Consider the following 22295-nt stretch of genomic DNA (forward strand, 5'->3'; position numbering starts at 1 on the left):
GGCGTCGGAATGGTGGACACCGCATGATCTCCCAGAGCGCCGAATACTCCCTGCGGGCGATTGTCTGTCTCGCGCAGCACGCCGGCCGGCCGCTGACCATCCGCCAGATCGCGCAGGTCACCCGGGTTCCGGCCGGGTATCTGGCGAAACTGCTGGCGTTGCTGCATCGCGCCGGCATCGTCGCCTCCCAGCGCGGATTGCGCGGCGGATACACGCTGCTGAAGGATCCGGCCAGCATCACGCTGCTGGAAGTCGTGCAGGTTGCCGACCCCTCGCGACGCATCGCCGCCTGCCCGCTGGGCATTGCCGCGCATGCCAACGGCAGACTCTGCTCGCTGCATCGGCGTCTGGACAGCGCGGCGGCGGCCGCAGAGGCGGTGTTGAGAAACTGCACCATCGCCGATGTGCTGGGCGACGGTACCGCCAGCCTTGCCTTTGCTGATGGCTGCGCCTGTGCCAATCCGCCAGGCCGTCGCGCCGATCGCCACGAAATCCGGCCCGACCTTGCCTCGCCGGTATGCCAAGCCACTCAGCCGCGCCGCGATCGCGCCATCAGATTCGGCATCACCCGCAGCAGCAACGGAGAACCCGGCCGATGATCGAGATGACCCGTGACGAAATCGATACGCTGCTCGAGCAGGCGCTGATCGGCAGGCTGTGTCTGGCCAGCCCGGATGGCCGGCCCTACTGCCTGCCGTTTCCGTTCTGCTGGGCAAACGGCAGCGTGTATCTGCGCATCGGGTTGAGCGGTCGCAAAGGCCAGATCCTCCGCGTCAATGATCGCGTCTGCTTCGAGGTCGATTCCTTCAGCGACACACTTGACGATTACGCCTCGGTCCTGATCGAAGGGCGACTCGTTCCCGTCGATGATCTTGATGAGAAGGCGCGAATCCGACAATTGAACGATGCGAAGTATCAGCGCTTGCGTCGCGGGCGGCGAGCTGGGCACGGGCGCGCAACGCCTCTGGAACAACTGCCCCTGCGGAAGATCGTCGTCGAGCAACTGACCGGGCGGAAAAAGGAGTCGACGCCGACAACTTCGGCTTGCCTCACAGGCGCCCGGCCCATGGATAGGCCCCTTGCGCAGGCAGGACGCCCGTGACAGGCGAAGCGGGAGGACGAGAGTCTCCGTTGCACCTTCCATCGCGTTTTCCGAGAACCGCTCGCGCCCTGCGCATCCACATCGCAGAGCCGTGCTTGTGCACGCCGTGGGCGAATGACTATCATTGAAATTCGTTGCAGCGGTGCGTCACCGTGCGGTGCGGAAGATCGGGCATCTTCCAACCGCAGGCGACACATCGCCGGCGTTTTCGGTGCATTGCCCGTGTTTCTTTTTGGAGGTGCAGGTTCATGCCTCGAGTTGTCCGCGGGGCTTTGATCCAGGCGCGGCTGAGCGAGCCCAGCACGTCGCCGATCCCCAGGATCAAGCAATCAATGATCGACAAGCACGTGGCGATGATCGCGCAGGCCGCGCAGCGCGGCGCGGAAGTGCTTTGCCTTCAGGAGCTGTTCTACGGCCCGTACTTCTGCGCCGAGCAGAAGACGAAGTGGTATGAGCTGACCGAGCGCGTCCCCGACGGGCCGACGATCAGGCTCATGTGCGAGCTGGCCAGAAAGCACAGGCTGGTCATGGTCGTGCCCGTGTTTGAGGAGGAGATGACCGGCGTGTACTACAACACGGCGGCGGTGATCGACGCGGATGGTTCGTTTCTGGGCAAGTTCCGCAAGGTGCACATCCCGCACTGTGAGCCGGGGTTCTGGGAAAAGTTCTATTTTCGCCCGGGCAATCTCGGGTATCCGGTGTTCAACACGAAGGTGGGAAAAGTCGGAGTCTACATCTGTTACGACCGGCATTTCCCCGAGGGCTGGCGGGCGCTGGGACTGGGCGGCGCGGAGATCGTCTTCAACCCGTCGGCGACCGTGGCGGGATTGAGCGAGTATCTGTGGAAGCTGGAACAACCGGCGGCGGCGGCGATGAACATCTACTTCGTCGGAGCGATCAACCGCCCGGGATACGAAGAACCCTGGCGCATCGGGGAGTTCTACGGCTCCAGCTACTTCGCCAACCCCCGCGGACAGATCATCCAGCAGGGCAGCCGGGATGGTGACGACATCGTGATCGCCGATCTGGATCTGGATATGATCCGCGAAGTTCGCAATGTCTGGCAGTTCTACCGCGACCGCCGGCCGGAAACCTACGGCGCGCTGACGGCGTTATAGATCCGGCCGCTGCGCCCGTGTCCCGGTCCAGCCGCTGCAATACGGGCAGTGACCCAAAGGCTGAGGCAGGCCATGACCACACCGACGTTGACTCCATCCGTCGCCGCGACGCGCAAGCTCTCGCTGCCGGTCTGCAACCACCAGCCCGCGCCCTACACCGGGCCAAGCCGTGAAGAAGTGCTGGCGATGCGGCAGCAGTATCTCTCGCCGGGACTGATCAGGTACTACAAGGAGCCGCTCATGATCGTCGAGGGGCACATGCAGTACCTGTGGGACCAGACGGGCAAGCGATACCTGGACGCATTTGCCGGAATCGTCACCGTCTCCGTCGGGCACTGCCATCCAAAGGTCGTCGAAAGGGTCCGCGAGCAGGTCGGCAGGCTCCAGCATGTCACGACCATCTACCTGCATCCGACGATCGGACTGTTTGCCAAAAAGCTCACCGAGCACATGCCGGCCAACAGCAACCTGTCGAGCTGGTACTTCACCAACTCCGGCTCCGAGGCCAACGAGCTGGCGATCCTTGCTTCCAGGGAGTACACGGGGAATGTCGATGTGATTTCGCTGCGCAACGGCTACCACGGCGGCACCAGCGCCACGATGGGGCTGACCGCCCAGAGCAACTGGAAGTTCAAGACCAATCCGACGCACGCGACGAAGTACACCACACCCGGCTACTGCTATCGCTGTCCGCTGGGCCTGACATATCCGGCCTGCGATCTGAAGTGCGCGCAGGACGTGAAGCACGTGATCGAGTATGAGTGCAGCGGCGAGGTGGCGCTGTTCATCGGGGAGTGCATCCAGGGCGTTGGCGGAGTGGTCACGCCGCCGAAGGAATACTTCCAGATCGTCTACGACATCGTTCGCCAACACGGCGGGCTGTGTGCCGCCGACGAAGTACAGGGCGGATTTGGCCGCACGGGCACCAGGTTCTGGGCGTTCGAGAACTGGGACGTGACGCCGGATATCGTGACCATGGCCAAGGGAATCGCCAACGGCGCGCCGCTGGGCGCGATGGTTTCCCGGCCGGAGATATCCAAAGTCCTGGCGAATCGCGCGCATTTCAACACGTTTGGCGGCAATCCGATCAGCATGACCCAGGGTCTGGCGACGCTTGAGGTCATCGATGCCGAGAAGATCCAGCACAACGCGCTGGTGGTGGGCGGGCACCTCAAGCAGCGGCTGGAGCAGTTGCAGCAGCGGCATCAACTGATCGGCGACGTGCGCGGCATGGGCCTGATGCTTGGGGTAGAATTGGTCAAGGATCGCCGGACCAGGCAGCCGGCCAGCGCCGAGGCGATCGAGGTGCTGGAGCTGTGTAAACAGCGCAGCCTGCTGATCGGCAGGGGCGGCCTGTACGGCAACGTGCTGCGGATCAAGCCGCCGTTGTGCATCACCACGGACGATGCCGACTACATCGCCGATTGCCTGGATGAGGTGTTGCCGCTGGTGGTGAGGTGAGTTCGCGGGCCAAGCGCAAACAGCGCGATGAACATCGCCCGGGTGAACAGCCGGTTGTTCGTGCACTCCGCTTCGCACCCCTTGCCTGGCATCGTTGGCAGCTTCACGGTTCAACCCGAACTGAATGTGACATGGCAAACTTAGGCGTTACTGTTGACGGTCTGAAACTTCCCAATCCGTTTATCATTGCGTCGGGTCCACCCGGGACGAACGCGAACGTGATCGGCAAGGCGTTCGACGAGGGCTGGGGCGCGGTGATCTGCAAGACGGTGAGCCTGGACGCGTCGAAAGTGATCAACGTGGCGCCGCGATACAGCCGCCTGCGGGCTGAAAAGTCGGATGAGATCTTCGGCTGGGAGAATATCGAGCTGATCAGCGATCGTCCGTTCGGTGTCTGGCTCGACGACTTTCGGCAGATCAAGGACAGGTATCCCGATCGCGTTCTGATCGCCTCGATCATGGAGGAGTATCGCAAGGATGCCTGGATCGAGATCGTGCAGCGGTGCCAGGAAGCGGGCGTGGATGCTCTGGAGCTGAACATGTCCTGCCCGCATGGCCTGCCCGAGCGAAGGATGGGCTCGGCGATGGGCGAAGACCCGGCGATCCTGGAGGAGGTATGCCGGTGGGTCATGCAGGCGGCGAAGGTTCCGGTGTGGGTGAAGCTGACGCCGAACGTGACGCGAATCGAAGATCCAAGCCGAGCCGCGCTTCGGGCCGGATGTCATGGCATCACCGCCATCAACACGATCCGCTGCGTGATGGGCGTGAACCTCCAGACGCTGCGCCCCGAGCCGACCGTCGAGGGATACAGCACTCCCGGCGGGTATTCGGGCAAGGCGATTCGGCCGATCGCTTTGCGGATGTGCATGGAGATCGCGCAGGTGATTCGCGGGGAGTTTCCGGGTCGAAGCCTCAGCGGCGTTGGCGGAATCGAAAGCGGGTACGACGCTGCACAATTCATCCTGCTGGGCTGCGATACGGTACAGGTCTGCACGGGCGTGATGAAGATGGGCTACGGCTGCATCAAAACCATGCGCCAGCAGCTTGCGGAGTTCATGGACCGGCACAAGTTCAAGAGCATCAGGGAGTTCAAGGGTTACAGCCTCAAGTATTTCACGACGCACGCCGAGCTGGTGCGTCTTCAGGCCAGCGCCCGTGCCGCCGAACGCGAGGCCGACGACGTCAAAACCGCCAGGCCGATCGGCGTGGCCGACCACGAGTGGCGCGCAGAGGAATTCGTCAGGCAATCCGACGCCCTGGCAGCAAATTGACAACCTGCCACTGGCATGGCCAGCGCGGATCTCTGCCAGAGCAGCCCGTTCGGATGTTACTGGATGCTTACGGCCGTCCAGTCAACCACCACTTTCACCGTGATTCCGGAGGGGTTGACCACCTGGCTGATGCCCACGCCCCCGGCCATGCCGATCACCAGCGCCGCGGCATCGTCATCCAGGCCCCGCTCGCTGCGAATCCACTCGTGCATCGCATTCACGGCAGAGCGGCACGCCTGGTCGAAATCGCGGGAGGTGGCCAGCGTCGCCCAGCACCGGTCAAAACGAAGCCGCGGACCGGGGATGGGCTGTGATTTGATCAGGTCGATGCGCAGTCGGACGCTGCCGGCGAATTCGCACCCGGTGGCGGTGAGTTCGCCGTCGCCCATCGCCGCGTGCAGATCCCCGACAAACACCCCCCCGCCGACGGTCAGCACTGGCAGCTCCACCCGCGCGCCCGTGGTGATTTGCCGGGTATCCAAATTGCCGCCATAGTGGCCCGTGCAGCGGGTGCTGACGGGCTGATCGCAGTCCGGCCGAACACCAATGATCCCGATCATCGGCGCCAGCCTGAAGCGCAGGTTTGCCAATTCCACGGTGTCATCGCGGCGAAACACGTCCCAGACGCGGGTCTGCCCATCTTCCGGAGCAAGCGGCCCGACGCCGCGTATCCGCGCCGCAGTTCCTCGCTGCTCCAGATCGATCGACTCGATTTGAATGGACAGGCAGTCGCCGATCTGGGCGCCGGCGACATCGATCGGACCGGCCACCGGACATCGCGGTTGTGACATGCACCCATACGTCGCCGGATCGGCACTGAGCCGCCCATGGCACCAGTCCTGGATGCGCAGCTCGACGGTCTCTCCCGGGTGTATGCATCGAACCGCCGGAGAATCACGGCAGATACTGGTCAAGCCCTCGGACATCGATCGCCGGCCATTGTACAAAGCGGGCATGAGCGGCAATACGTCGCTGGGGAAATGCGGCAAGACCGGCTGCGGCGGCGGAACGACACTGGACCTGACGCGACTCGAACGCGCAACCTTCGACTTGCAAAGCCGACGCTCTCCCAGTTGAGCTACAGGCCCCAGACGCTTGAATTCTACGACGCGCCAGGCTGCGTGTCACGCGCAGCAGCACCTGGCCGCCGGGTCGCTGGATTCGGCCTGGGGCGCGTCGGTTTGACACGCCGGATCGTCTGCGGTCATACTTAATGTGCTTTTCAATTCACCGGGCCTCGGAATCACTCGATTCCCTTCAACTTCGGGAGGTGCGGTCACATGCTGGCAAAAATCTCGTATACGTGGCAGCTCATGGGCGCGTCGTGGGACGTGCTCAAACGCGATCCGCGGCTGCTGATCTTCCCGGCCATGTCCGGGCTGTGCTGCCTGCTCGTGCTGGTTTCGTTCGCCGTGCCGGTCTTCAGCTCGGATCTGCTGGAACCGTCCAGGGGCGGCAATTCGCCTCAGCAGCAGGCGATGTGGTACCTGCTGCTGTTCTTGTTCTACTTCGCCAACTACTTCGTGATCACATTCTTCAATACGGCGATCATCGCCTGCGCGATCGCTCGGATGGCTGGCGGGGAGCCGTCGATCGCCGGGGGATTCACTGAGGCCTTCAAACGGGTCCACCTGATCTTCGGCTGGGCGGTGGTTTCGGCGACGGTGGGCCTGATCATCCGAATCATCGAGGAGCGGTCGGAGCTGATCGGCAGGATCGTGGCCGGTCTGCTTGGGGCGGCATGGACGATGCTCTCGTTCCTGGTGGTGCCGATCCTCGTGGTCGAGGAGAAAGGCCCCCTGGCGGCGCTGAAGGAGTCGGCCAGCCTGTTCCGAAGAACCTGGGGCGAGCAACTCGTCGGCAACTTCAGCTTCGGGCTGATCTTCTTCCTGCTGGCGATCCCGGCCTACGTGCTGGGCGGGCTGGGGTTTTACGTCATGTTCGTCGGCGGCGCAACCGCACTGGGCCTGGGTCTGATCGGACTGGCGATCGTCTGCATCATCCTGCTGGCGTTGGTCCAGTCAGCACTTCAGTCGATCTTCCAGGCGGCGGTGTACATGTACACCCAGGGCGTCAGCGGCGGGCCGGGATTCCCGGTGACGCTGCTGCGGGATGCGATGGCGCAAAAGTGATGTGCGCAGAACGCTTCACCGCTGCGCCGCGGGTCTGCGAAGCAGCCAGTCGATCGCCTCGGGCAGCATGTCATTGACCAGCAGCGTGTGCCCGGCGCCGGGGATGACGCGCAGCTCGACGGGCAGGCCGGACTGCCGGGCGGCATCGACCTCGGCCCGTAAGCGCTCCGGCACAGCGATCGGGTCAATCTGCCCGGCGAATACGAGCGTGGGCGGGAGCCTGGCAGCACGAGACAATCCCCCACCGGCGAACAGCACCATCGCGGCGATCGTCTGCGGCTGGCGGGCGGCGATGTCACAGGCCACATCCGCGCCCAGCGAGTGCCCGATCAGGTAGACCCGCGACGTGTCAATCGGATGAATGTATGACATCGCCTCGATGATCGCATCCACCGCAGCCGCGTTGGGCCTGATCCAGTTCGTGTTGGGCGCAACCACCAGAAAGCCGTGTTCGTCGGCCAGCTTCTTGATCTGCCCCGCACCGCAGGACTGCATGAACGTGCTCTCGTCACCGGCCGCGCCGTGCAGCGCGATCACCAGCGGGAGCTTGCGCTGCCGGTTGGCCGGCTGCTGCACGGCCGGCGGAACATAGACCCGCGCCGGCAGGTGCATCCCGCCTGCCAGGATCGCCCGCCAGTAGTCGCCCGTCCGCTCAGCATACGGGTCTTTGCCCATCGTGATCCACTCCACCTCCGACTGCACTTCCCTCGCAAGCTGGATCGGATCCGACAGATACTGTGCGGAGTTGTTTTCATCGATGCGATCGCTCAGCAGCGTATTTCGCGCCAGCGCTGCCACCAGCGCATGCCGCATCTGCGAGTTGGGCGGACGAAGCTCGCGAAGGCGGCGGTCATTGCTCAGCCGCGCCACGTCCAGCGGCACCTCGACCAGGGACCACCGCCCCGCCGGATGCAACGCCCCGTCCGGACCCATCAGCTCGACCAGGTACTTTCCCATCGCCGCTTTCGGCTGCGCCAGCGTGAAACTTGCCGGCGGGCCGTTCGGCTCGATGCGGACCGGAATGTCCAGGATCGGCTCAGAGCCCTCCGCATCGCTGCGGATGATCAGCCGCAGCTCGACGGCGGCGTCGAGATCGACCGGGTACATCGGTGTGACGCGAATTCGCAGGATCGTCGGTCGATCGCTCCTGGCCACCTGCGGCCAGATGCGGACCTGTAGCGCGCGGATGAGCGATTCATGGGCTGATCGATGCTCGGCCGGCTCAAGCGACGCGGTCAGCTCATTGAGCGTGCGAATCGCTTCGGGCGACTGGCCTGTGAAGTAGAGCATGGTCGCGCGATCGAAGGCGCGATGGATTTCGGCGCGGCGGGCGTCAGAAACAGAGCTGGAGGCGTACGCTCGGTCAAATCGCAACAGCGCGCGGGTCAAATCCGCGCGCCAGACCGCCGGGGACGCGACCGCGGACGGAGCGCTGGAAGGCGGCGACGCGCCGACGCCACCGGCGATGGCCAGGCAAACGATCGCGCCAAACAGGGCTTGTGTTGGTCTCATGGGTGCCTTTCAGCATATACTCCCGACGCCGACATGGAACTGAAGGTTCTGCAAAACCCGCCAACCGCGGGCGACGGCCCGGAGCGGCCGTGGTACGATGCGGGTCTGCGCTTCACCTGCACGCAGTGTGGCAACTGCTGCACCGGCGGGCCGGGGTACGTCTGGATCAGCCGCCAGGAAATCGCGCGAATGGCTGAGTATTTGCAGATCTCACGGCAGGAGGTGATCGCGCGCTATTGCCGCGAGGTGGATGGAAAGTGTTCGCTGCGGGAGAACCGCAACGCCCGCGGCGAATACGACTGCATTTTCCTCAGGGAAGAACAAGTCTGCGTCGGCGACAACTCTGAGCAGATCGTGCACACCAGGCGCGTCTGCACCGTCTATCCGGTGCGACCGCTTCAGTGCCGCACCTGGCCGTTCTGGAGCGAGAACCTCCGCAGCCCCGAAGCATGGAACCGCTCGGCCCAGCGATGTCATGGGATGAACCACGGCCAGCGGCACTTCACGCGGCAGCAGATCGAGGCGTTGCGCGATGCCCGCGACTGGCCGCAGGATCCACCGACCAGCGGATGAATGGGTGGCGATTGGGATTGGGGATTGGGATTGGGGATTGCGGACTGCGGATTGTGGATTTCGGATTGTGGGTTTGTATTCGGGGATGTGCTGTTTCAGTCACGTTATCGCAGTGAACCAGCGGTGATCAATGTCTTGGCGAGGGCTGATCATCCTCTACAGCGCCACCGCGGCGATCGTGATCGCGATTCTGGCGATCGCGATTCTGGTGCCTGCTCCGTCTGGCGGGAACCGGGATGCATCCACCGGCAATGTGCTGGTCGGAAGGCCCAACATGGTCGATCGGCTGATCATGTTCGACAGTGTCGAGCGCTTTCTGGCCGGGGAGCTGGAGCATGTGGCGGTCATTCACGATGATCCGGCGCTGGTAGTGCTGGATGACCGCAGGCTCAAGACCTATCCGCGATACGGATCATGGACCTCGCCGGTGATTCAGACGGAGTTTGCATTCACTGAGCTGATTCCGTCGTGGAATGTTCATGCGCCGGCGAACACCGGGGTGCGTTTCCAGGTTCGGACCCGCGACGCGCGAAGCGGGCAGTGGTCGCCATGGCTTTACGTCGGACAATGGGGCCGCACCAGTGCCGCCAGGCGGATCGATCGTCCGCTCACGCACTTCCAGCATGGCGTGGTACACACCGACACGCTGCTGCTGGATCGGGCGGCAGATGCATTGCAGGTGCGGGCATCGCTTCAGAGTTTTGATCTGGATCGGACCATCAACCCGTCGGTGCGCCGCGTGGCGGTCTCGTACTCGGGACAGGTCAACGACGACGGCGTGAGAGCAATGCTCATCGAATCGTTGCCGGTCCGGGGAAATTGGGCAAAGGATCTGAAAGTACCCTTCCGCGCCCAGGGAGACTCGCCGCCGGCGCTGCGCAGCCAGATCTGTTCGGCCACGGCGACAACGATGGTGATGGCTTGGTGGGGTGTCGATCGCCCGACCGTTGAAAACGCGCTGGCGATTTACGACGAGTCAGCGGACATTTTCGGGAACTGGAGCCGGGCGGTGGCGCGCGCCGGGGAGCTGGGTCTGGACGCCTGGATCACCCGATTTCGAAACTGGGAGCAGGTCAAGGCGATGATCCAGATGAACCAGCCGATCATCGCGGCGATCAGGTTCAAGCGTGGCGAGTTTCCCAGCAGCGTGCTGAAACAGTCCGACGGACACCTCGTGGTGATCCGCGGGCTGCTGCCCAGCGGCGATGTGATCTGCAACGATCCTGCCAGCCGCGACAAGGGAAACGGCGTGATCTACAAGGCTGAGGAACTGGGGCGGGCGTGGTTCACCAACGCAGGCGGAGTGGGATACGTGATCCGGCGTTCGCGCGCCGGCGGCGCTGACACCTTGGCCCGGCCATGAACATTTCCCGCGGCGCAGTGGCGCGCGACTACACATCATCAACGTCTTGCGGATTTGAAGTCTGGCATACTTTTTTGTTTTTCGGATGAAATTTCGGGTTGACTCACCGCCTCATAGTCCTATAACTCGCCCGCGAGCGTTGCGGCAGTCCGTTTCATTCCGGGCCGCGTCAGGAACGCAGTTGGGCTAGACGGAGATCAACCAGTCGATCGGGCATTGGGCACCGCTTCGGGCGGCCATCAGCAGCACGTCGCGCATGCCAGTGGGCTGCGCCGCCGTGCGAATCAGCCCGGATCGCTGGTCCGTCTCAGTGGGCTATCGAAGCCTTCTTCACAAGTTGAGGTTCAGCATCGCCCGGCGGGCACGGAAGCTCTCAGGCCGCGCTTTAACCGACCCCGCACGTGCGGGATGCGCACGGGTGTCAACGGGGATACTCCGTCTTTGTGTTGGAGACGGACTGAGCCGAGCGTGAACCGGGCAGCAAGGAGACGCATCATGAGCGGGAATCGTCGGGCAGACGGGAGGCTGGTCATCCTTGAGTTTCTGGAACTTCGGAAACTCTTGAGCACACTGAGCGTCATGGATTTTGGCGCGGTTCCCGACGGCGCCGGCGGCGACGATTCGGCCGCCATTCGCGCCGCCATCGACGCCTCCGCGCCGGGCGACACCATCTACTTTCCCGCTGGCGTGTACGACATCGGCTCCACCATTTACATCAAGGGTGATCGCATCTACCGTGGCGACGGAAACGCCGAACTGAAAGCGCCGGGTCACTATCACATCTTCAAAGTCCACGTGAACAATGTGCGTATTGAAGGGCTGAGCTTCGATGGCAAGCCGATCTTCCTCGATCGCGACGGCGGGCTGATGAACGAAAACATCGTCATCAACGACAACACCTTCAAGATCAACGCCGCCGGCGAAAACTGGAACGGCATCACCTTCACCACGGGCCTGCGAAACAGCCGGATCACCAACAACACCTTCGGGCCGATCAACGGAGACAACGGCATTTACGGCTACGCCTGGGACAACCTGGTCATTGCCAACAACGAGTTCCTCAACGGCAATGAGGGGATTCACGTCATCGACAACGGCAACATCAGCCGGAATCTGCTCGTGGAGCAGAATTACTTTTCGGGTCTTCGCCGGATGGGAATCGAGTATCAGGGCGGCGGATACAACTCGGTTTTTCAGGACAACTATTACGAGAACCCGGTCCTGACGCCGAACTTCAGCGACAACAACAGCGTCTTCGCGTATTCGCTGATCGCCGACCGCTCGACGGGCACGGTCGCGCGTCGCAACACGTCGATCGCGCCGCAGCGACCGGACGGGACGGGCGTGCGGGTGATCTTCGAGATCGGCGGGGACAATGCACTGGTCGAGGAGAACTTCAGTGTCGATGGCAATCACGTTCTGTCTGCAAACGATTTCCACCAGAGTACCTCGGTGCTGGCGCGCAACAATCGCTGGTACGGATACCGAATTGGTCCCAGCGGACGAGGGTTGACGCTCCAGAACAACGGCGAGCACGTGAGGTTGTCGTGGAATGTGGATCGAGGCAAGCCGGGGCGCAACAGGCGGCTGGGACTTCAGGGGTACGTGGACGATCAGAAGCAGCCTTCGCGACCGGCCGGTCGCCGCCAACCGATCACGCCCGCGGGCGAAGAGCCTTCATCCCGCCCGGAGCAGGTCAATGATTCAAAAGCAGTCAGTTCATTCGTCTATCTCAGCGATCTGAAGTGGGAGTCGGCAAGCAACGGATGGGGACCGGTGGAACTCGACCGCGCCAATGGCGAGAAACGGGCCGGCGACGGAGACGCGCTGACGATCGACGGCCGCGTGTACAGCAAAGGCATCGGGGTGGCGGTCGAATCCGAAATCGTCTACAGGCTTGACGGAAAGTACTCGCGGTTCTTTTCCGACATCGGCGTGGACGATCAGGCGGGGGACGGAGGGTCGGTCACCTTCCAGGTCTGGGCCGACGGAAAGAAGATCTACGACAGCGACGTGATGACTGGCCGGGATGGCAAGAAGGTGCTGTCGCTGAAGGTGCGCGGTGTCAGGGAGCTGAAGCTGGTGACGACCAATGCCGGCGATGGCGACAACGACGACCACGCCGACTGGGCCGCCGCCAGACTTGTGCCGGTCTTCAGGCCCACGCCTGATCCCGGCGTCGCCGTGTAGGATGAAGAGCCCGGATTCAGACTTCGAATTCGAGCATACCGCTCATGCTGGCCCGCGCAGGGCCAGCGGGCGATCGTCGTGGTGGGCCTCTTCACGGCGACGCCGCGCCACGTCCAGCACATCCTGCGGCGTGCGGAAAAGCACCCCCACGGCAAAGACCACACTCGCCCCGATCAAGGCAAACCACGTGAAGGAAACCTTGATCGGCGGCGGGCTGACCCAGTGACCCACGCCAAACAGGTTCAGCATGTCCACATGCAATCCGCCCAGGTAGATCGTCGTGATCAGTCCGAGCGTGATGGCGATGATGTTGCCGGTATCCGAGCCCCGGCGTTTGGTGAGCATGCCGATGAGGAACACGCCGAGCATCGGTCCGAGGATGAACGCCGCGATCCCCAGCACCACGGGGATGATCCGCACGCCCGGATCCTTGATCTTCGCGTAGGCGAAGAAGACGGCGATGAGAATCATCAGAAAAGCGAACATGGCGGTGAAGAAGCGGGCGGCGCCGACGTAGTGGCGTTCATGACGTCGGGGGGCCAGGTAGGGAATGTACCAGTCATTGGTCATACTGGTGGCCAATGCGTTCAGCGCCGCCGACAGCGAACCCATCGCGGTGGCGAACACGCCGGCGATCACCAGCCCGCGAATGCCCGGGGGCATGACGTTAAGAATGTAACTGCCGAACACGTCCGCATTGGCGGCGGGCTTGTAGGTCGGATCCTGCTGGTAGTAGACGAACAGCAGGATGCCGATGAACGTGAACGCCGCCGCGATCGGAACGTCCATCAGTGCCGCGGTGATCAGGCTCCGTCGGCTCTGCTTGTAGGTCTCGGCGGTGAGCATGCGCTGGACCATGTCCTGGTCGGTTCCGAAGGCGGCCATGTTGCCCAGGGTCGAAGCGATCAGGGCGGAAAACAGAGTGTAGTCGCTGCCGAGGATCAGCCACACGTAATCGATCGGGCTCATCGACGCCAGGTTGTGCGAAACCATCCAGTTGTTGACGGCTCGCGGCTCCAGTCCGGTGAGAAAGTATCCTTCGGTGGTTTTCATCTGCGGCACGGCCTGGCCCAGCGCCCGCAGCCCGTCCATGAGGTTCATGCTGTCCCCGCCGATGTGATACAGCAGCGTGACGATGGCGGTCAGGGCGCTGCCGAACATGAGGGTGGCCTGGATCACGTCGGTCCAGATCACCGCCTTGATACCCCCCACCGCGGTGTACAGACAGGTGATGATCGTGAGGGCGACAATGGCAACGACATATGGACCCAGCGAGGTGACTGCGCCCTGGCTGAAGTTGACCTGCTCGCCCTGGACGAACAGTTGCCAGGCCAGCACGATCACCAGCGACGGGACGAACAGCCGCGTTCCCGACGCCAGCGTGCGCATGAGCAGGAACAGGGCCGAGACGTAGTTTTTGGAGGCCGGTCCGAAGCGCACGTCCAGGTAGTCGTAGACGGTGTAGACCTTGTAGGTGTAGTAGGGCTTGAGGAACACGTAGCCGACCAGCACTCGTCCGAGGATCAGACCCATGACGAGCTGCACGTAGGCCAGGCTGCGCTTTTCGTAGCCTTCGCCCGGCGCGCCCAGAAAGGTGGCGGCGGAGGTTTCGGCGGCGATGATCGAGGCCATCACCGCCCACCATGGCACGCGTCGTCCACCCAAGGCGAAGTCATGCAGGGAATTTTCCCGCCGGCCCATGTACAGTCCGACCGCAAGGATCCCCACGAAGTAGATGATGACGATCAACGCGTCGATGAGTAAGGCCATGGGAGCTTGAGGGTTAGAATCTCGCGAGCCTGCCCGTTCACGGCGTCTTTTTACCAATTCTTGCCGATAAGGAATTCTGTCGCTTTATAGTTTAACCGCAGTTTGAAATTATGTAATATCTCGGAGTCTGGTTCTGACAAAGCCCTGGAGCAATCCCATGACCGTCCACCAGACGCCGCCCAGAGCAGGAGGAGCCTAGTTGACCGCCGCAGCTTCAACCCGCGTTTTGCCATCGCCCAGTGCACCGATCACTGCCTTCGTGCCCTACAGCGGGCGGGAATTCACTCGCATGACCGTCGCGGCCCTGAAGGCTTCGGGCCTGGTTCAGCGCGTGTGCCTGCTGAGCAGCGGGCCGGCGGCCACTTTCGATCACGTGGAGACGTTCGCGGTCGACGGCCTGCATAGCAGCCGCACCGTTCAGCAGATTGCCGCCGAGGTTCATACACCTTATGCCCTGCTGATCCTTCACGATACGCCGCTGGAGCTGGGCCCCTTGGCGCTGCCCCGTTTTCTACAGGTTGCCGACGACAGCGGCGCGGGCATGCTCTACAGCGATTACCACGAGGTCCGCCACGGGCGGCCGATCTGCCATCCCCTGATCGATTATCAGCCTGGCAGCCTGCGCGATGATTTCAACTTCGGCTCGCTGCTGCTGATCGAAACAGAAATCCTCCGCCGCGCCGCCATCGAGATCGCCGCCGCCAGGGATTTCCGCCACGCCGGGTTGTACGCGTTGCGGCTGGCGGTGTCACGCACGTCGGTGGGGATCATGCGTATCCCCGAGTCGCTGTACACCCGCTCGGAACCGGATCTTCGCAAGTCGGCGGAGAAAAACTTCGACTATGTTGATCCGAAGAACCGATCGGTGCAGGTTGAAATGGAGCGAGCTGTCACCGAGCACCTGAGGCGAATCGGCGCCTGGCTGTCGCCACAGCGATTCCAGGCGGTCCGCTTCGATGATCAGCCATTCGAAGTCGAAGCGACCGTCGTGATCCCGGTGCGCAACCGCGTGCGAACCATCGGAGACGCCATCGGTTCGGTCCTGAGGCAAAAGGCTGACTTCGCGTTCAACTGCATCGTTGTGGACAACCACTCGGCCGACGGAACCACCGAGATCGTGCAGGAATTTGCCGCCAGGGATCCAAGGGTCATCCATTTGATTCCGCCGCGGCACGACCTGGGGATTGGGGGGTGCTGGAACCATGCCGTGCACCATCGCGCCTGCGGGCGATTCGCCGTCCAGCTCGACAGCGATGATCTGTATCCCGACGCCACCACGCTTCAGCGACTGATCGACGTTTTCTACCGCGAGCAGTGCGCCATGGTCATCGGCAGCTACCAGATGACCAATTTCGAGCTGAAGCCCATTCCGCCGGGCGTGGTCGATCACCGGGAGTGGACGGCGGAAAATGGCCCCAACAACGCGCTTCGAGTCAACGGGCTGGGCGCTCCGCGCGCGTTCTACACGCCGATTCTCCGGCAAATCGCCATCCCGAACGTCAGCTATGGCGAGGACTACGCGATTGGCCTGGCGATCAGCCGACGCTACCGGATCGGACGCGTCTTCGAGCCGATCTACCTGTGCCGGCGATGGGAGGGCAACTCCGACGCTGATCTCGACATTGCCCGGCTGAACACGTACAACGCCTACAAGGACAGGCTTCGCACGCTGGAAATCCTGGCGCGGCAGCGACTGAATCTGCGCGAAGCGATCGACGCGGGCGAGGCGACGGCTCCCAACAGAGTCAGCAAACATGCATCAGCCGCGGCAACGGGAACCACACAGCCAGCATCTCCAGCAGCAGCAGGAGCCAGCCAGGGACTTGTCGCAACAGTCGCTGGCGCTGTTAAACGAGCAGAAGCGATCGTGGAAACTCCTGGCCGAGAACCTCAAGTCGCTGCAAGCCGCCCAGACGCGAACGTATGAGTTTGAAGCGAGCCAGGTCGCGGACGCATCAGCGTCACGCGCACCCCAGGCCGCGGTTCGTTTCGTGGTCAGGACGCAGTTCAACCCGGGGCGGCTCAGCTCGGTGTCGGCAAAGGTGGATCCGGCCTCGGTGGGCAAGCGCCCGTGCTTTCTGTGCGCGGACAATCGCCCGGACGAACAGCTCGAACTGCCCTGCGGGGATGAGTTTGTTCTGCTGTGCAATCCCTACCCGATTTTTCCGGAGCATTTCACGATCGTTCACCGCCAGCACCGACCACAGCGCATCAGCGACTCGTTCGCCGCGATGCTGCGGCTGAGCCAGAAGCTGGGCAGACGATATCAGGTGTTTTACAACGGTCCCAGATGCGGGGCATCGGCGCCGGATCACATGCATCTCCAGGCCGCCGATCGCGGGCACATGCCGATCGATGCCGAGTACGATCGCATCAAGCGTCCACTGCTCCAGTGTAATGGCGCCAGCATGTTCGTCGATGCCGGGTATCTGCGACGATTCATCTCGATCGAGTCGGAGAATGCCGACAGCGTGCAGGCGTGTTTCACCGCCACGTATGACGCGCTGCGGCGGCTGACGGGCGACGAAGACGAGCCGATGATGAACCTGATCGTTTCGCACGAGCGCGGCACGTACCGCGCGGTGGTGTTTCCACGAGCACGGCATCGGCCGTCGTTTTATTTCGGGGATGATGAATCGCGCCTGTTGCTCAGCCCCGGAACGGTGGACCTGGGCGGGCTGGTCATCACGCCGCGGCGACAGGACTTTGATCGCCTGACCGCAGCGCATCTGGCCGAGATGTTCCAGCAGGTCACCGTGCCGCCGCACGCCTTCGCGCAGCTTTGTGATGCCCTCAAAGAGCGGCTTGCCAGTCTGTGAGCATTGCGGCCAAGTCTGCGTCACGCGCGATCCATGATCTGCCTGCAGCGCTTTTGCTTCGGCGATCAAAACAAAGCGCCCCGCGGCGGCGGACGTCGCGGGGCGCAACAGTAATTCTTCACTTGCTGTGACTCTTCGGCCGCCGAATGTCGGCGACCGGCGGTCATTACTTGTTCAGCGCCGGGTTCGTGTTCACGGTCGCCGTGCCGCCGGTGGTGTCCTTGTTCAGCAGCGGCTTGGCGGGCTTGCCGGAGCCGCTGGCGAAGTTGCTGCCGCCACGAATCGTCGTCGGGAGGATCAGCACCTCGACGCGGCGGTTCTGCGCCTTGCCGGATTCGCTGGCATTGCTGGCAATCGGGCGCTGGTCGGCATAGCCCACCACCCCGATCCGCTGCGGGTTGACGTTGTGGCTCATCAGCTCCTGCGCCACCGTGATCGCGCGGTGAGCGCTCAGATACCAGTTGTCCTTGTGACCGGCCTGGATCGTACGCGGATTGCTCACCCGCGTGTTGTCGGTGTGGCCCGCCACCAGCAGCTCATAATTCGCCGCCGCGGGCGAGTTGAGGATCGTGGCAAATCGCTGAATCACCTCGCGCGCCTTGGGCTGAAGCGTCGCCTCGCCAAGCGCGAACGTCACGTCGCTCTTGAATTTCACGATCCCTCGCGCGGGGTCAAAATCGACCAGATCAGGATTGGCCTGGGCAAAGGCGGTCAGTTCGTTGGTCAGCGGCTGGGGCAGCGCAGTGCCGGAACCGGCGCGGGCAATGGCGTCGGCGTATTTGCGGTTCAGCGCATCCAGCTCGGCCTGGAGGTTGGCGTTCTGCTGTTGAAGATTGGTCACCAGGGCATTGAGGTTTCCACCCTGACCCATCAAAGCTGCAAGCTGCTGCTTATACGAGTCGGCTTCAGCGCGAGCGGTGCTGGCGTCGTTCTGCGCCTTGCCGAGCTGCTCGGCCAGCGCGTCGCGATCGAGCTTCAGCGCATTGTACTTTTCCTGGGAAACGCACCCGGAAACGCCGGAAAGAGCCGTGAGAATCAGCCCCGCCACTGCGACGTGCAACATCCGTGTCATACCATAGCCTCCATGCTGAATGAGTTGGACGCTTAGTTTGCCTTCTGTTCACAGGATTTCAAGGGGCGCGCAGAAAAAAAGCGCAGAAATTGCACGAGGCGCGATCCAGACACCCTGGCGTACTGTCGTGCTCCACGCAGTGATGATTGCCGAGCGGCATCATCGTCGCCCGATGATCGCTCCGATGACTCCCAGCACCAGGGCAAAGCCGATGCCGATGCCGCTGAGGATCGGCCAGCTCATCTGATCGACATAGTTGAGCAGGGTCGGACGCGTATCCAGCACGGCGCTGGTCAGGGCAAGGCCGCCGAACAACACCATGATCGCCGCCGCCAATGCTGCCCCACCGAATGCCGGCGCCAGCGGGTCGCGGTGCTCGACGTAAATCGGACCTGCGCCGACACGGACGCCGCGCGCTGCGGCTGCAACGGCGATGCCGCTGGCCCCGGCGGCGGTGCCGGCAGCGGTGCCGGCGGCAGTCCCGGCAGCGGCGGAGCCAGCCTTGGTGCCACGCTTCGATCCGCCAGGCGCAATCTCGTCCAGCAGCTCCGCTCCCAGACTGGTATCATCGCTCTCGCGGGTCAGATCCAGCAGGCCCGATCCCGATCCCACGCCTTCCAGACTCACCTGATCGGGGATGCTTCCCCCGGAGATCGCCGTCTGCGCCGCCGGATCAGCAGCCGGGAAGCTCTCACCCAGGACGTTGATTCCCGATCCGGCGCGGGTGCCGCCGATGCTGCTGGAAGGGCTCGGGCTGCCGCCGCCGGGCCGTCCGGGCGAAGGCACGCCGCCAAGCGAGCCGGTCAACCCCAAGTCCGCGGCCAGCGCGGTGTCGTCCTTCAGTGGCGCCGCGATCCCGCTGCCACTCAGTCCCGTGCCACTGCGTCCAGAGACATCCGAATCCACCAGCGAGATCCCCGTGGCGCTGCCGCCGCGGGTATCGACCAGCCCGATGGGGCCACCGCTGTCGGACGGGCCGGTATCCGCCACGCCCGCTGGACCGCCAAGACCAAGTTCGGCCTTCAACGACTCCACCTGGTCGGCCTTGAACATCAGCCGTGGCCCGTCACGAAACTCGCGCAGCCGCCCTTCGCGGACAAGCTGCTTGATCTCCTCCTCATTTTTCGCCAGGGCCGCCTTGGCTTCGTCCAACGTGTAAAACATCTTGGCCATCATGGGTGTCGGTCTCCTGCTGGTGGTGCCGCATGCGACGTTGCCGGGTTCGTTGCTCGGCCCGGGCGTGTCGGCAGCGGCCCGGGACGTCTGCGTCGATTCCTTTGCAAATCAATTATATCCACATCAGCCACGGGCGGCGCGGGTTGCGGCGGACGTCGTTCAGGGCTGTTGCGGCGGCTCGACGGCCGGCCGCTCGCGATTAGGCTCCAGAACGCGCCCGGCGGCCTGTTGTTGCTCGACCAGATCCTGCACCTCCGCGGGCGTTGGTTTTTCGGTGTTGAACTCTCGTAGCAGCCGGTCCCAGCGGAAATACCTTGCCGCCACGAGCCGCAACTGTCCGTCGTGCGGACGATACTGGTACGCGCACAGGGTCTGCGCGTCGATATCCATGATGTAACAGCCGTAGACCTTTTCCGCGAATTGCGCCGGCACGATAAACACGCCCGCCCCGCCGCCGATCGGCAGTTGGTTCTGTCCCCAGGCGACGGACAACAGCCGGGGCGGACCGTCGCGTCCGAGCAGCACCAGCAGAATCGCGCCCAGCATCGCCGCGTTCAGGTACAACCCGAGGACAAGCCACTTTTGGCCGGTTCGTCGTCGCATGGAGTCTCACCAAACTCCAGTCTAACTGCCCACAGCCTACAGCAACAGCCGCCGCCGTCGCAACTTTGAACCTTTCTTACGACGGGCGACGGGATACCTCCCGAAAAGACTCCCGACCCCTTAAACAAAGGGGTCGGGAGTCTTTTTCGGATCGCTCAGACAGCGCCGATCGCCTTGAGGTTCTGGAAACTGATCCGCACAGCCTCGATCGACGGCGTGTCGTAGCAGTCGTCCTGCTCGACAATGTTCCATTGCACCGTGCCCAGCCGCTCGGCGGCCGAAATGATCGCCCGAAAATCCAGAATCCCGGTGCCCACCGGAGCAAATCGCCGCTGCGGACCTGCGGCCATGTCCTTCAAGTGCAGCGACACCACCCGCCTCCCGAGCTTGTTCAACCACACCAGCGGGTCTTCGTCGGCGTGCCTGACCCAGTATACGTCGAGTTGGCTGCGCAACAGTGCCGGGTCGGTGTTCTCCCAAAGAATGTCAAACCCGGATTGCCCGTTGAACTTCTGGAATTCGAAGCTGTGGTTGTGGTACGCAAGCGTGAAGCCTCGCTTCTGACACAATGGCGCCACGCGCATGAAGGCTTCGGCACAGCTTCGCCAGCCATTGGCGTCTTTGCGGCGCTGCTCGGGCAGGTATGACACGGTGATCATCCTGTTGCCCAGCGCGTCCTGCTCATCCAGCGTGCGGTTGAGTTCCTTTTCCAGCGATTCAAGGCTGACGTGATTGCCGGCGATCTTCAATCCGGCATCCTCAACGGCCTTGCGCACCTCCGCGGCGGTCTTGAGATTGCCGTACCCGGCCAGCTCGACGCCCGCGTAGCCGATTCTCGACACCGCCCTGACGACACCGGCGAAATCATCCTTGATCTGATTTCTCAGCGTGTAAAGTTGAACGGCCAGGGGAATCTTTGCCATGTCTCAAAGTCCTTTCCGCCAGAGTGAGATTGTCGATCGTGCCGCCGATGATCCGCCTGGTCCTTATCCGGCTTCGGATCTTCGTGGCTTGGACAGCTCTTCTCCGGTGTGCTGGTGGGGGTTCATGCGGCGACGGGCGGGCACCGTCACGGCATAGCCGCGGCTGGCGATGCCCTCGCGCGGGCGCAGGCGAAAGACCAGCCACGTCACCACAACGCCCAGCACCGCCAGCGTACTGAAAGCGACCGCGGGAAGCACGGGCACGGATCGGGCCCACACTTCCCGCCACAGCCGCGCGCCGTGCCACGTGTAGATCGCCGCCAGACCCAGGGGCAGAAATGTCCCGATGACCAGCCCGGCTCGTCGCAGCGAGGTTCGCCCGGCCATCGTCAGCAGTCCGGATGCGATCATGATGGCGCCGCCGGCCCAGCCAGGCACCAGCGTCCGCTCGCCCAGCAACACCGGAGATGTCATGAACCAATCGAGGATGTCGCAGGCGATCAGCAGCACGCCGAACGCCGCCATCCATCGAGCCAATGCCGGCATGGACACACACTCCCTTGATCGTTGGTTGCCCAGGTTTCGCGTGCGGTGCGAACCCAGGCAAACAGGTTAACCGGGAATCGACGCCGATGCGAGTGCGCGACCTCTCAACTTCTGTCAGCCCTGGCCTCACCGTTCGCAAGACTGACTCATTGAGTATCATCGCGATATGAACCCCTGCACCATCAGGCTGGCCACGCCCGCAGACCTTCAGGCCATCAACGACATCTACAACCATTACGTCCTTTGCTCGACCTGCACCTACCAGGAGCAACCCGAGCCGATCGAGAGCCGCCGCGAATGGTTCGCCCGGCACGACATGCAGCATCCCGTGACCGTGGCGGAGATCGATGCACAGATCGTCGGCTGGGGAGCTTTATCTGCCTTTCATGCTCGCAGCGCCTACCGCTTCACGGTGGAAAACTCGGTGTATGTCCATCACGAGCACCATGGCCGGGGGATCGGCTCGGCGATCCTGAAGGATTTGATCGATCGCGCGCGAGTACTCGGGCATCGGGCGATCATCGCCGCCATCGATGCTGATCAGGCGATCAGCATCGCGATGCATTCCCGGATGGGCTTTGAGCAGGTTGGAAGGCTCAAGTCCGTCGGCTTGAAGTTTGGCCGCTGGCTGGACGTGATCTACATGGAACTGCTGCTGTGAGGG

At 63.1% G+C, this 22295-nt stretch carries 20 protein-coding genes and 1 tRNA gene; 13 read left to right on the forward strand and 8 right to left on the reverse strand.

Translation table 11 applies throughout. The features are described 5' to 3' along the window. Positions 1 to 23: 23 nt before the first annotated feature. The 5 genes from ACQS5P_RS00910 (at position 24) to preA (ending at position 4952) form a co-directional block, all read left to right on the forward strand. Positions 24 to 599: an RrF2 family transcriptional regulator gene (locus ACQS5P_RS00910; protein WP_428939024.1), complete on the forward strand. Its 576-nt coding sequence runs from the start codon at positions 24 to 26 to the stop codon at positions 597 to 599. After that, positions 596 to 1102: a pyridoxamine 5'-phosphate oxidase family protein gene (locus ACQS5P_RS00915; protein ID WP_428939025.1), complete on the forward strand. Its 507-nt coding sequence runs from the start codon at positions 596 to 598 to the stop codon at positions 1100 to 1102. Before ACQS5P_RS00910 ends, ACQS5P_RS00915 begins: the two co-directional genes overlap by 4 nt. A gap of 248 nt (positions 1103 to 1350) precedes the next feature. Beyond that, positions 1351 to 2220 (forward strand): nitrilase-related carbon-nitrogen hydrolase, encoded by an 870-nt coding sequence (locus ACQS5P_RS00920; protein WP_428939026.1) that lies wholly within the window; start codon positions 1351 to 1353, stop codon positions 2218 to 2220. A 72-nt stretch (positions 2221 to 2292) separates the two neighbouring features. Next, the gene (locus tag ACQS5P_RS00925) at positions 2293 to 3681 is read left to right on the forward strand and encodes an aspartate aminotransferase family protein (protein WP_428939027.1); all 1389 of its coding nucleotides are present in this window, start codon (positions 2293 to 2295) and stop codon (positions 3679 to 3681) included. 131 nt (positions 3682 to 3812) lie between these two features. Further along, positions 3813 to 4952, forward strand: a complete 1140-nt coding sequence (preA, locus tag ACQS5P_RS00930; RefSeq protein WP_428939028.1) for an NAD-dependent dihydropyrimidine dehydrogenase subunit PreA — start codon at positions 3813 to 3815, stop codon at positions 4950 to 4952. A 56-nt stretch (positions 4953 to 5008) separates the two neighbouring features. On the opposite strand, the gene ACQS5P_RS00935 is transcribed toward preA, so the two are convergent. Both ACQS5P_RS00935 and ACQS5P_RS00940 read right to left on the reverse strand, forming a co-directional pair. Beyond that, positions 5009 to 5908 (reverse strand): acetamidase/formamidase family protein, encoded by a 900-nt coding sequence (locus ACQS5P_RS00935; RefSeq protein ID WP_428939029.1) that lies wholly within the window; start codon positions 5906 to 5908, stop codon positions 5009 to 5011. A 59-nt stretch (positions 5909 to 5967) separates the two neighbouring features. Further along, positions 5968 to 6040: transfer RNA gene (locus ACQS5P_RS00940), tRNA-Ala, on the reverse strand. A gap of 192 nt (positions 6041 to 6232) precedes the next feature. Here ACQS5P_RS00940 and ACQS5P_RS00945 point away from each other — a divergent pair. Continuing rightward, the gene (locus ACQS5P_RS00945; protein ID WP_428939030.1) at positions 6233 to 7084 is read left to right on the forward strand and encodes a DUF6159 family protein; all 852 of its coding nucleotides are present in this window, start codon (positions 6233 to 6235) and stop codon (positions 7082 to 7084) included. Between the two features lie 15 nt (positions 7085 to 7099). On the opposite strand, the gene ACQS5P_RS00950 is transcribed toward ACQS5P_RS00945, so the two are convergent. Next, positions 7100 to 8596, reverse strand: a complete 1497-nt coding sequence (locus ACQS5P_RS00950) for a PHB depolymerase family esterase (protein WP_428939031.1) — start codon at positions 8594 to 8596, stop codon at positions 7100 to 7102. Between the two features lie 33 nt (positions 8597 to 8629). Between ACQS5P_RS00950 and ACQS5P_RS00955 the strand changes: the two genes are divergently transcribed. From ACQS5P_RS00955 to ACQS5P_RS00965, 3 genes are all read left to right on the forward strand, one after another. Then, positions 8630 to 9169, forward strand: coding sequence for a YkgJ family cysteine cluster protein (locus ACQS5P_RS00955; protein WP_428939032.1), 540 nt, complete (start codon positions 8630 to 8632; stop codon positions 9167 to 9169). A gap of 130 nt (positions 9170 to 9299) precedes the next feature. Beyond that, on the forward strand, positions 9300 to 10532 hold the full coding sequence (locus ACQS5P_RS00960; RefSeq protein ID WP_428939033.1) for a C39 family peptidase: 1233 nt from the start codon (positions 9300 to 9302) through the stop codon (positions 10530 to 10532). A gap of 495 nt (positions 10533 to 11027) precedes the next feature. Then, positions 11028 to 12722 carry an NPCBM/NEW2 domain-containing protein gene (locus ACQS5P_RS00965; RefSeq protein ID WP_428939034.1) on the forward strand — a complete coding sequence of 565 codons (1695 nt, stop codon included), beginning with the start codon at positions 11028 to 11030 and terminating at the stop codon, positions 12720 to 12722. A 42-nt stretch (positions 12723 to 12764) separates the two neighbouring features. On the opposite strand, the gene ACQS5P_RS00970 is transcribed toward ACQS5P_RS00965, so the two are convergent. Then, a complete protein-coding gene (locus tag ACQS5P_RS00970) occupies positions 12765 to 14492 on the reverse strand; it encodes a sodium:solute symporter family transporter (protein ID WP_428939035.1) in 1728 nt (575 codons plus the stop codon). A gap of 289 nt (positions 14493 to 14781) precedes the next feature. Between ACQS5P_RS00970 and ACQS5P_RS00975 the strand changes: the two genes are divergently transcribed. Together ACQS5P_RS00975 and ACQS5P_RS00980 are read left to right on the forward strand one after the other, a co-directional pair. Then, positions 14782 to 16419 carry a glycosyltransferase family 2 protein gene (locus ACQS5P_RS00975; RefSeq protein ID WP_428939036.1) on the forward strand — a complete coding sequence of 546 codons (1638 nt, stop codon included), beginning with the start codon at positions 14782 to 14784 and terminating at the stop codon, positions 16417 to 16419. Further along, positions 16316 to 17311, forward strand: coding sequence for a DUF4922 domain-containing protein (locus tag ACQS5P_RS00980; RefSeq protein ID WP_428939037.1), 996 nt, complete (start codon positions 16316 to 16318; stop codon positions 17309 to 17311). The genes ACQS5P_RS00975 and ACQS5P_RS00980 overlap by 104 nt, the downstream gene beginning before the upstream one ends. A 166-nt stretch (positions 17312 to 17477) precedes the next feature. On the opposite strand, the gene ACQS5P_RS00985 is transcribed toward ACQS5P_RS00980, so the two are convergent. Both ACQS5P_RS00985 and ACQS5P_RS00990 read right to left on the reverse strand, forming a co-directional pair. Then, the gene (locus ACQS5P_RS00985) at positions 17478 to 18374 is read right to left on the reverse strand and encodes an OmpA family protein (protein ID WP_428939038.1); all 897 of its coding nucleotides are present in this window, start codon (positions 18372 to 18374) and stop codon (positions 17478 to 17480) included. 168 nt (positions 18375 to 18542) lie between these two features. Beyond that, positions 18543 to 19559: a hypothetical protein gene (locus tag ACQS5P_RS00990; protein ID WP_428941059.1), complete on the reverse strand. Its 1017-nt coding sequence runs from the start codon at positions 19557 to 19559 to the stop codon at positions 18543 to 18545. On the opposite strand from ACQS5P_RS00990, the gene rpmF reads away from it, so the two are divergent. After that, on the forward strand, positions 19558 to 19956 hold the full coding sequence (gene rpmF, locus ACQS5P_RS00995; RefSeq protein WP_428940978.1) for a 50S ribosomal protein L32: 399 nt from the start codon (positions 19558 to 19560) through the stop codon (positions 19954 to 19956). The genes ACQS5P_RS00990 and rpmF overlap by 2 nt on opposite strands. Before the next feature lie 361 nt (positions 19957 to 20317). Here the strand turns inward: rpmF and ACQS5P_RS01000 are convergent, their stop codons facing one another. Both ACQS5P_RS01000 and ACQS5P_RS01005 read right to left on the reverse strand, forming a co-directional pair. Beyond that, complete coding sequence (locus ACQS5P_RS01000; protein WP_428939039.1) at positions 20318 to 21085, reverse strand: sugar phosphate isomerase/epimerase family protein; 768 nt, start codon at positions 21083 to 21085, stop codon at positions 20318 to 20320. Between the two features lie 63 nt (positions 21086 to 21148). Further along, complete coding sequence (locus ACQS5P_RS01005) at positions 21149 to 21631, reverse strand: hypothetical protein (RefSeq protein WP_428939040.1); 483 nt, start codon at positions 21629 to 21631, stop codon at positions 21149 to 21151. Positions 21632 to 21797: 166 nt separating this feature from the next. Here ACQS5P_RS01005 and ACQS5P_RS01010 point away from each other — a divergent pair, with 166 nt between their 5' ends. After that, entirely contained in the window at positions 21798 to 22292 is a 495-nt protein-coding gene (locus ACQS5P_RS01010) for an N-acetyltransferase family protein (RefSeq protein WP_428939041.1), read from the forward strand. The last annotated feature ends 3 nt before the right edge of the window (positions 22293 to 22295 follow it).

Origin of the sequence: Fontivita pretiosa, assembly GCF_050410795.1 — a bacterium.
Classification (GTDB): domain Bacteria; phylum Planctomycetota; class Phycisphaerae; order Tepidisphaerales; family Tepidisphaeraceae; genus Fontivita; species Fontivita pretiosa.

Excerpts from the sequence above, each read along its gene's own strand:
- ACQS5P_RS00910 (WP_428939024.1), top strand. The coding sequence starts at position 24 with ATGATCTCCCAGAGCGCCGAATACTCCCTGCGGGCGATTGTCTGTCTC.
- ACQS5P_RS00915 (WP_428939025.1), top strand. The coding sequence starts at position 596 with ATGATCGAGATGACCCGTGACGAAATCGATACGCTGCTCGAGCAGGCG.
- ACQS5P_RS00920 (WP_428939026.1), top strand. The coding sequence starts at position 1,351 with ATGCCTCGAGTTGTCCGCGGGGCTTTGATCCAGGCGCGGCTGAGCGAG.
- ACQS5P_RS00925 (WP_428939027.1), top strand. The coding sequence starts at position 2,293 with ATGACCACACCGACGTTGACTCCATCCGTCGCCGCGACGCGCAAGCTC.
- preA (WP_428939028.1), top strand. The coding sequence starts at position 3,813 with ATGGCAAACTTAGGCGTTACTGTTGACGGTCTGAAACTTCCCAATCCG.
- ACQS5P_RS00935 (WP_428939029.1), bottom strand. The coding sequence starts at position 5,908 with ATGCCCGCTTTGTACAATGGCCGGCGATCGATGTCCGAGGGCTTGACC.
- ACQS5P_RS00945 (WP_428939030.1), top strand. The coding sequence starts at position 6,233 with ATGCTGGCAAAAATCTCGTATACGTGGCAGCTCATGGGCGCGTCGTGG.
- ACQS5P_RS00950 (WP_428939031.1), bottom strand. The coding sequence starts at position 8,596 with ATGAGACCAACACAAGCCCTGTTTGGCGCGATCGTTTGCCTGGCCATC.
- ACQS5P_RS00955 (WP_428939032.1), top strand. The coding sequence starts at position 8,630 with ATGGAACTGAAGGTTCTGCAAAACCCGCCAACCGCGGGCGACGGCCCG.
- ACQS5P_RS00960 (WP_428939033.1), top strand. The coding sequence starts at position 9,300 with ATGTCTTGGCGAGGGCTGATCATCCTCTACAGCGCCACCGCGGCGATC.
- ACQS5P_RS00965 (WP_428939034.1), top strand. The coding sequence starts at position 11,028 with ATGAGCGGGAATCGTCGGGCAGACGGGAGGCTGGTCATCCTTGAGTTT.
- ACQS5P_RS00970 (WP_428939035.1), bottom strand. The coding sequence starts at position 14,492 with ATGGCCTTACTCATCGACGCGTTGATCGTCATCATCTACTTCGTGGGG.
- ACQS5P_RS00975 (WP_428939036.1), top strand. The coding sequence starts at position 14,782 with ATGACCGTCGCGGCCCTGAAGGCTTCGGGCCTGGTTCAGCGCGTGTGC.
- ACQS5P_RS00985 (WP_428939038.1), bottom strand. The coding sequence starts at position 18,374 with ATGTTGCACGTCGCAGTGGCGGGGCTGATTCTCACGGCTCTTTCCGGC.
- rpmF (WP_428940978.1), top strand. The coding sequence starts at position 19,558 with ATGGGTGTCGGTCTCCTGCTGGTGGTGCCGCATGCGACGTTGCCGGGT.
- ACQS5P_RS00990 (WP_428941059.1), bottom strand. The coding sequence starts at position 19,559 with ATGATGGCCAAGATGTTTTACACGTTGGACGAAGCCAAGGCGGCCCTG.
- ACQS5P_RS01000 (WP_428939039.1), bottom strand. The coding sequence starts at position 21,085 with ATGGCAAAGATTCCCCTGGCCGTTCAACTTTACACGCTGAGAAATCAG.
- ACQS5P_RS01005 (WP_428939040.1), bottom strand. The coding sequence starts at position 21,631 with ATGCCGGCATTGGCTCGATGGATGGCGGCGTTCGGCGTGCTGCTGATC.
- ACQS5P_RS01010 (WP_428939041.1), top strand. The coding sequence starts at position 21,798 with ATGAACCCCTGCACCATCAGGCTGGCCACGCCCGCAGACCTTCAGGCC.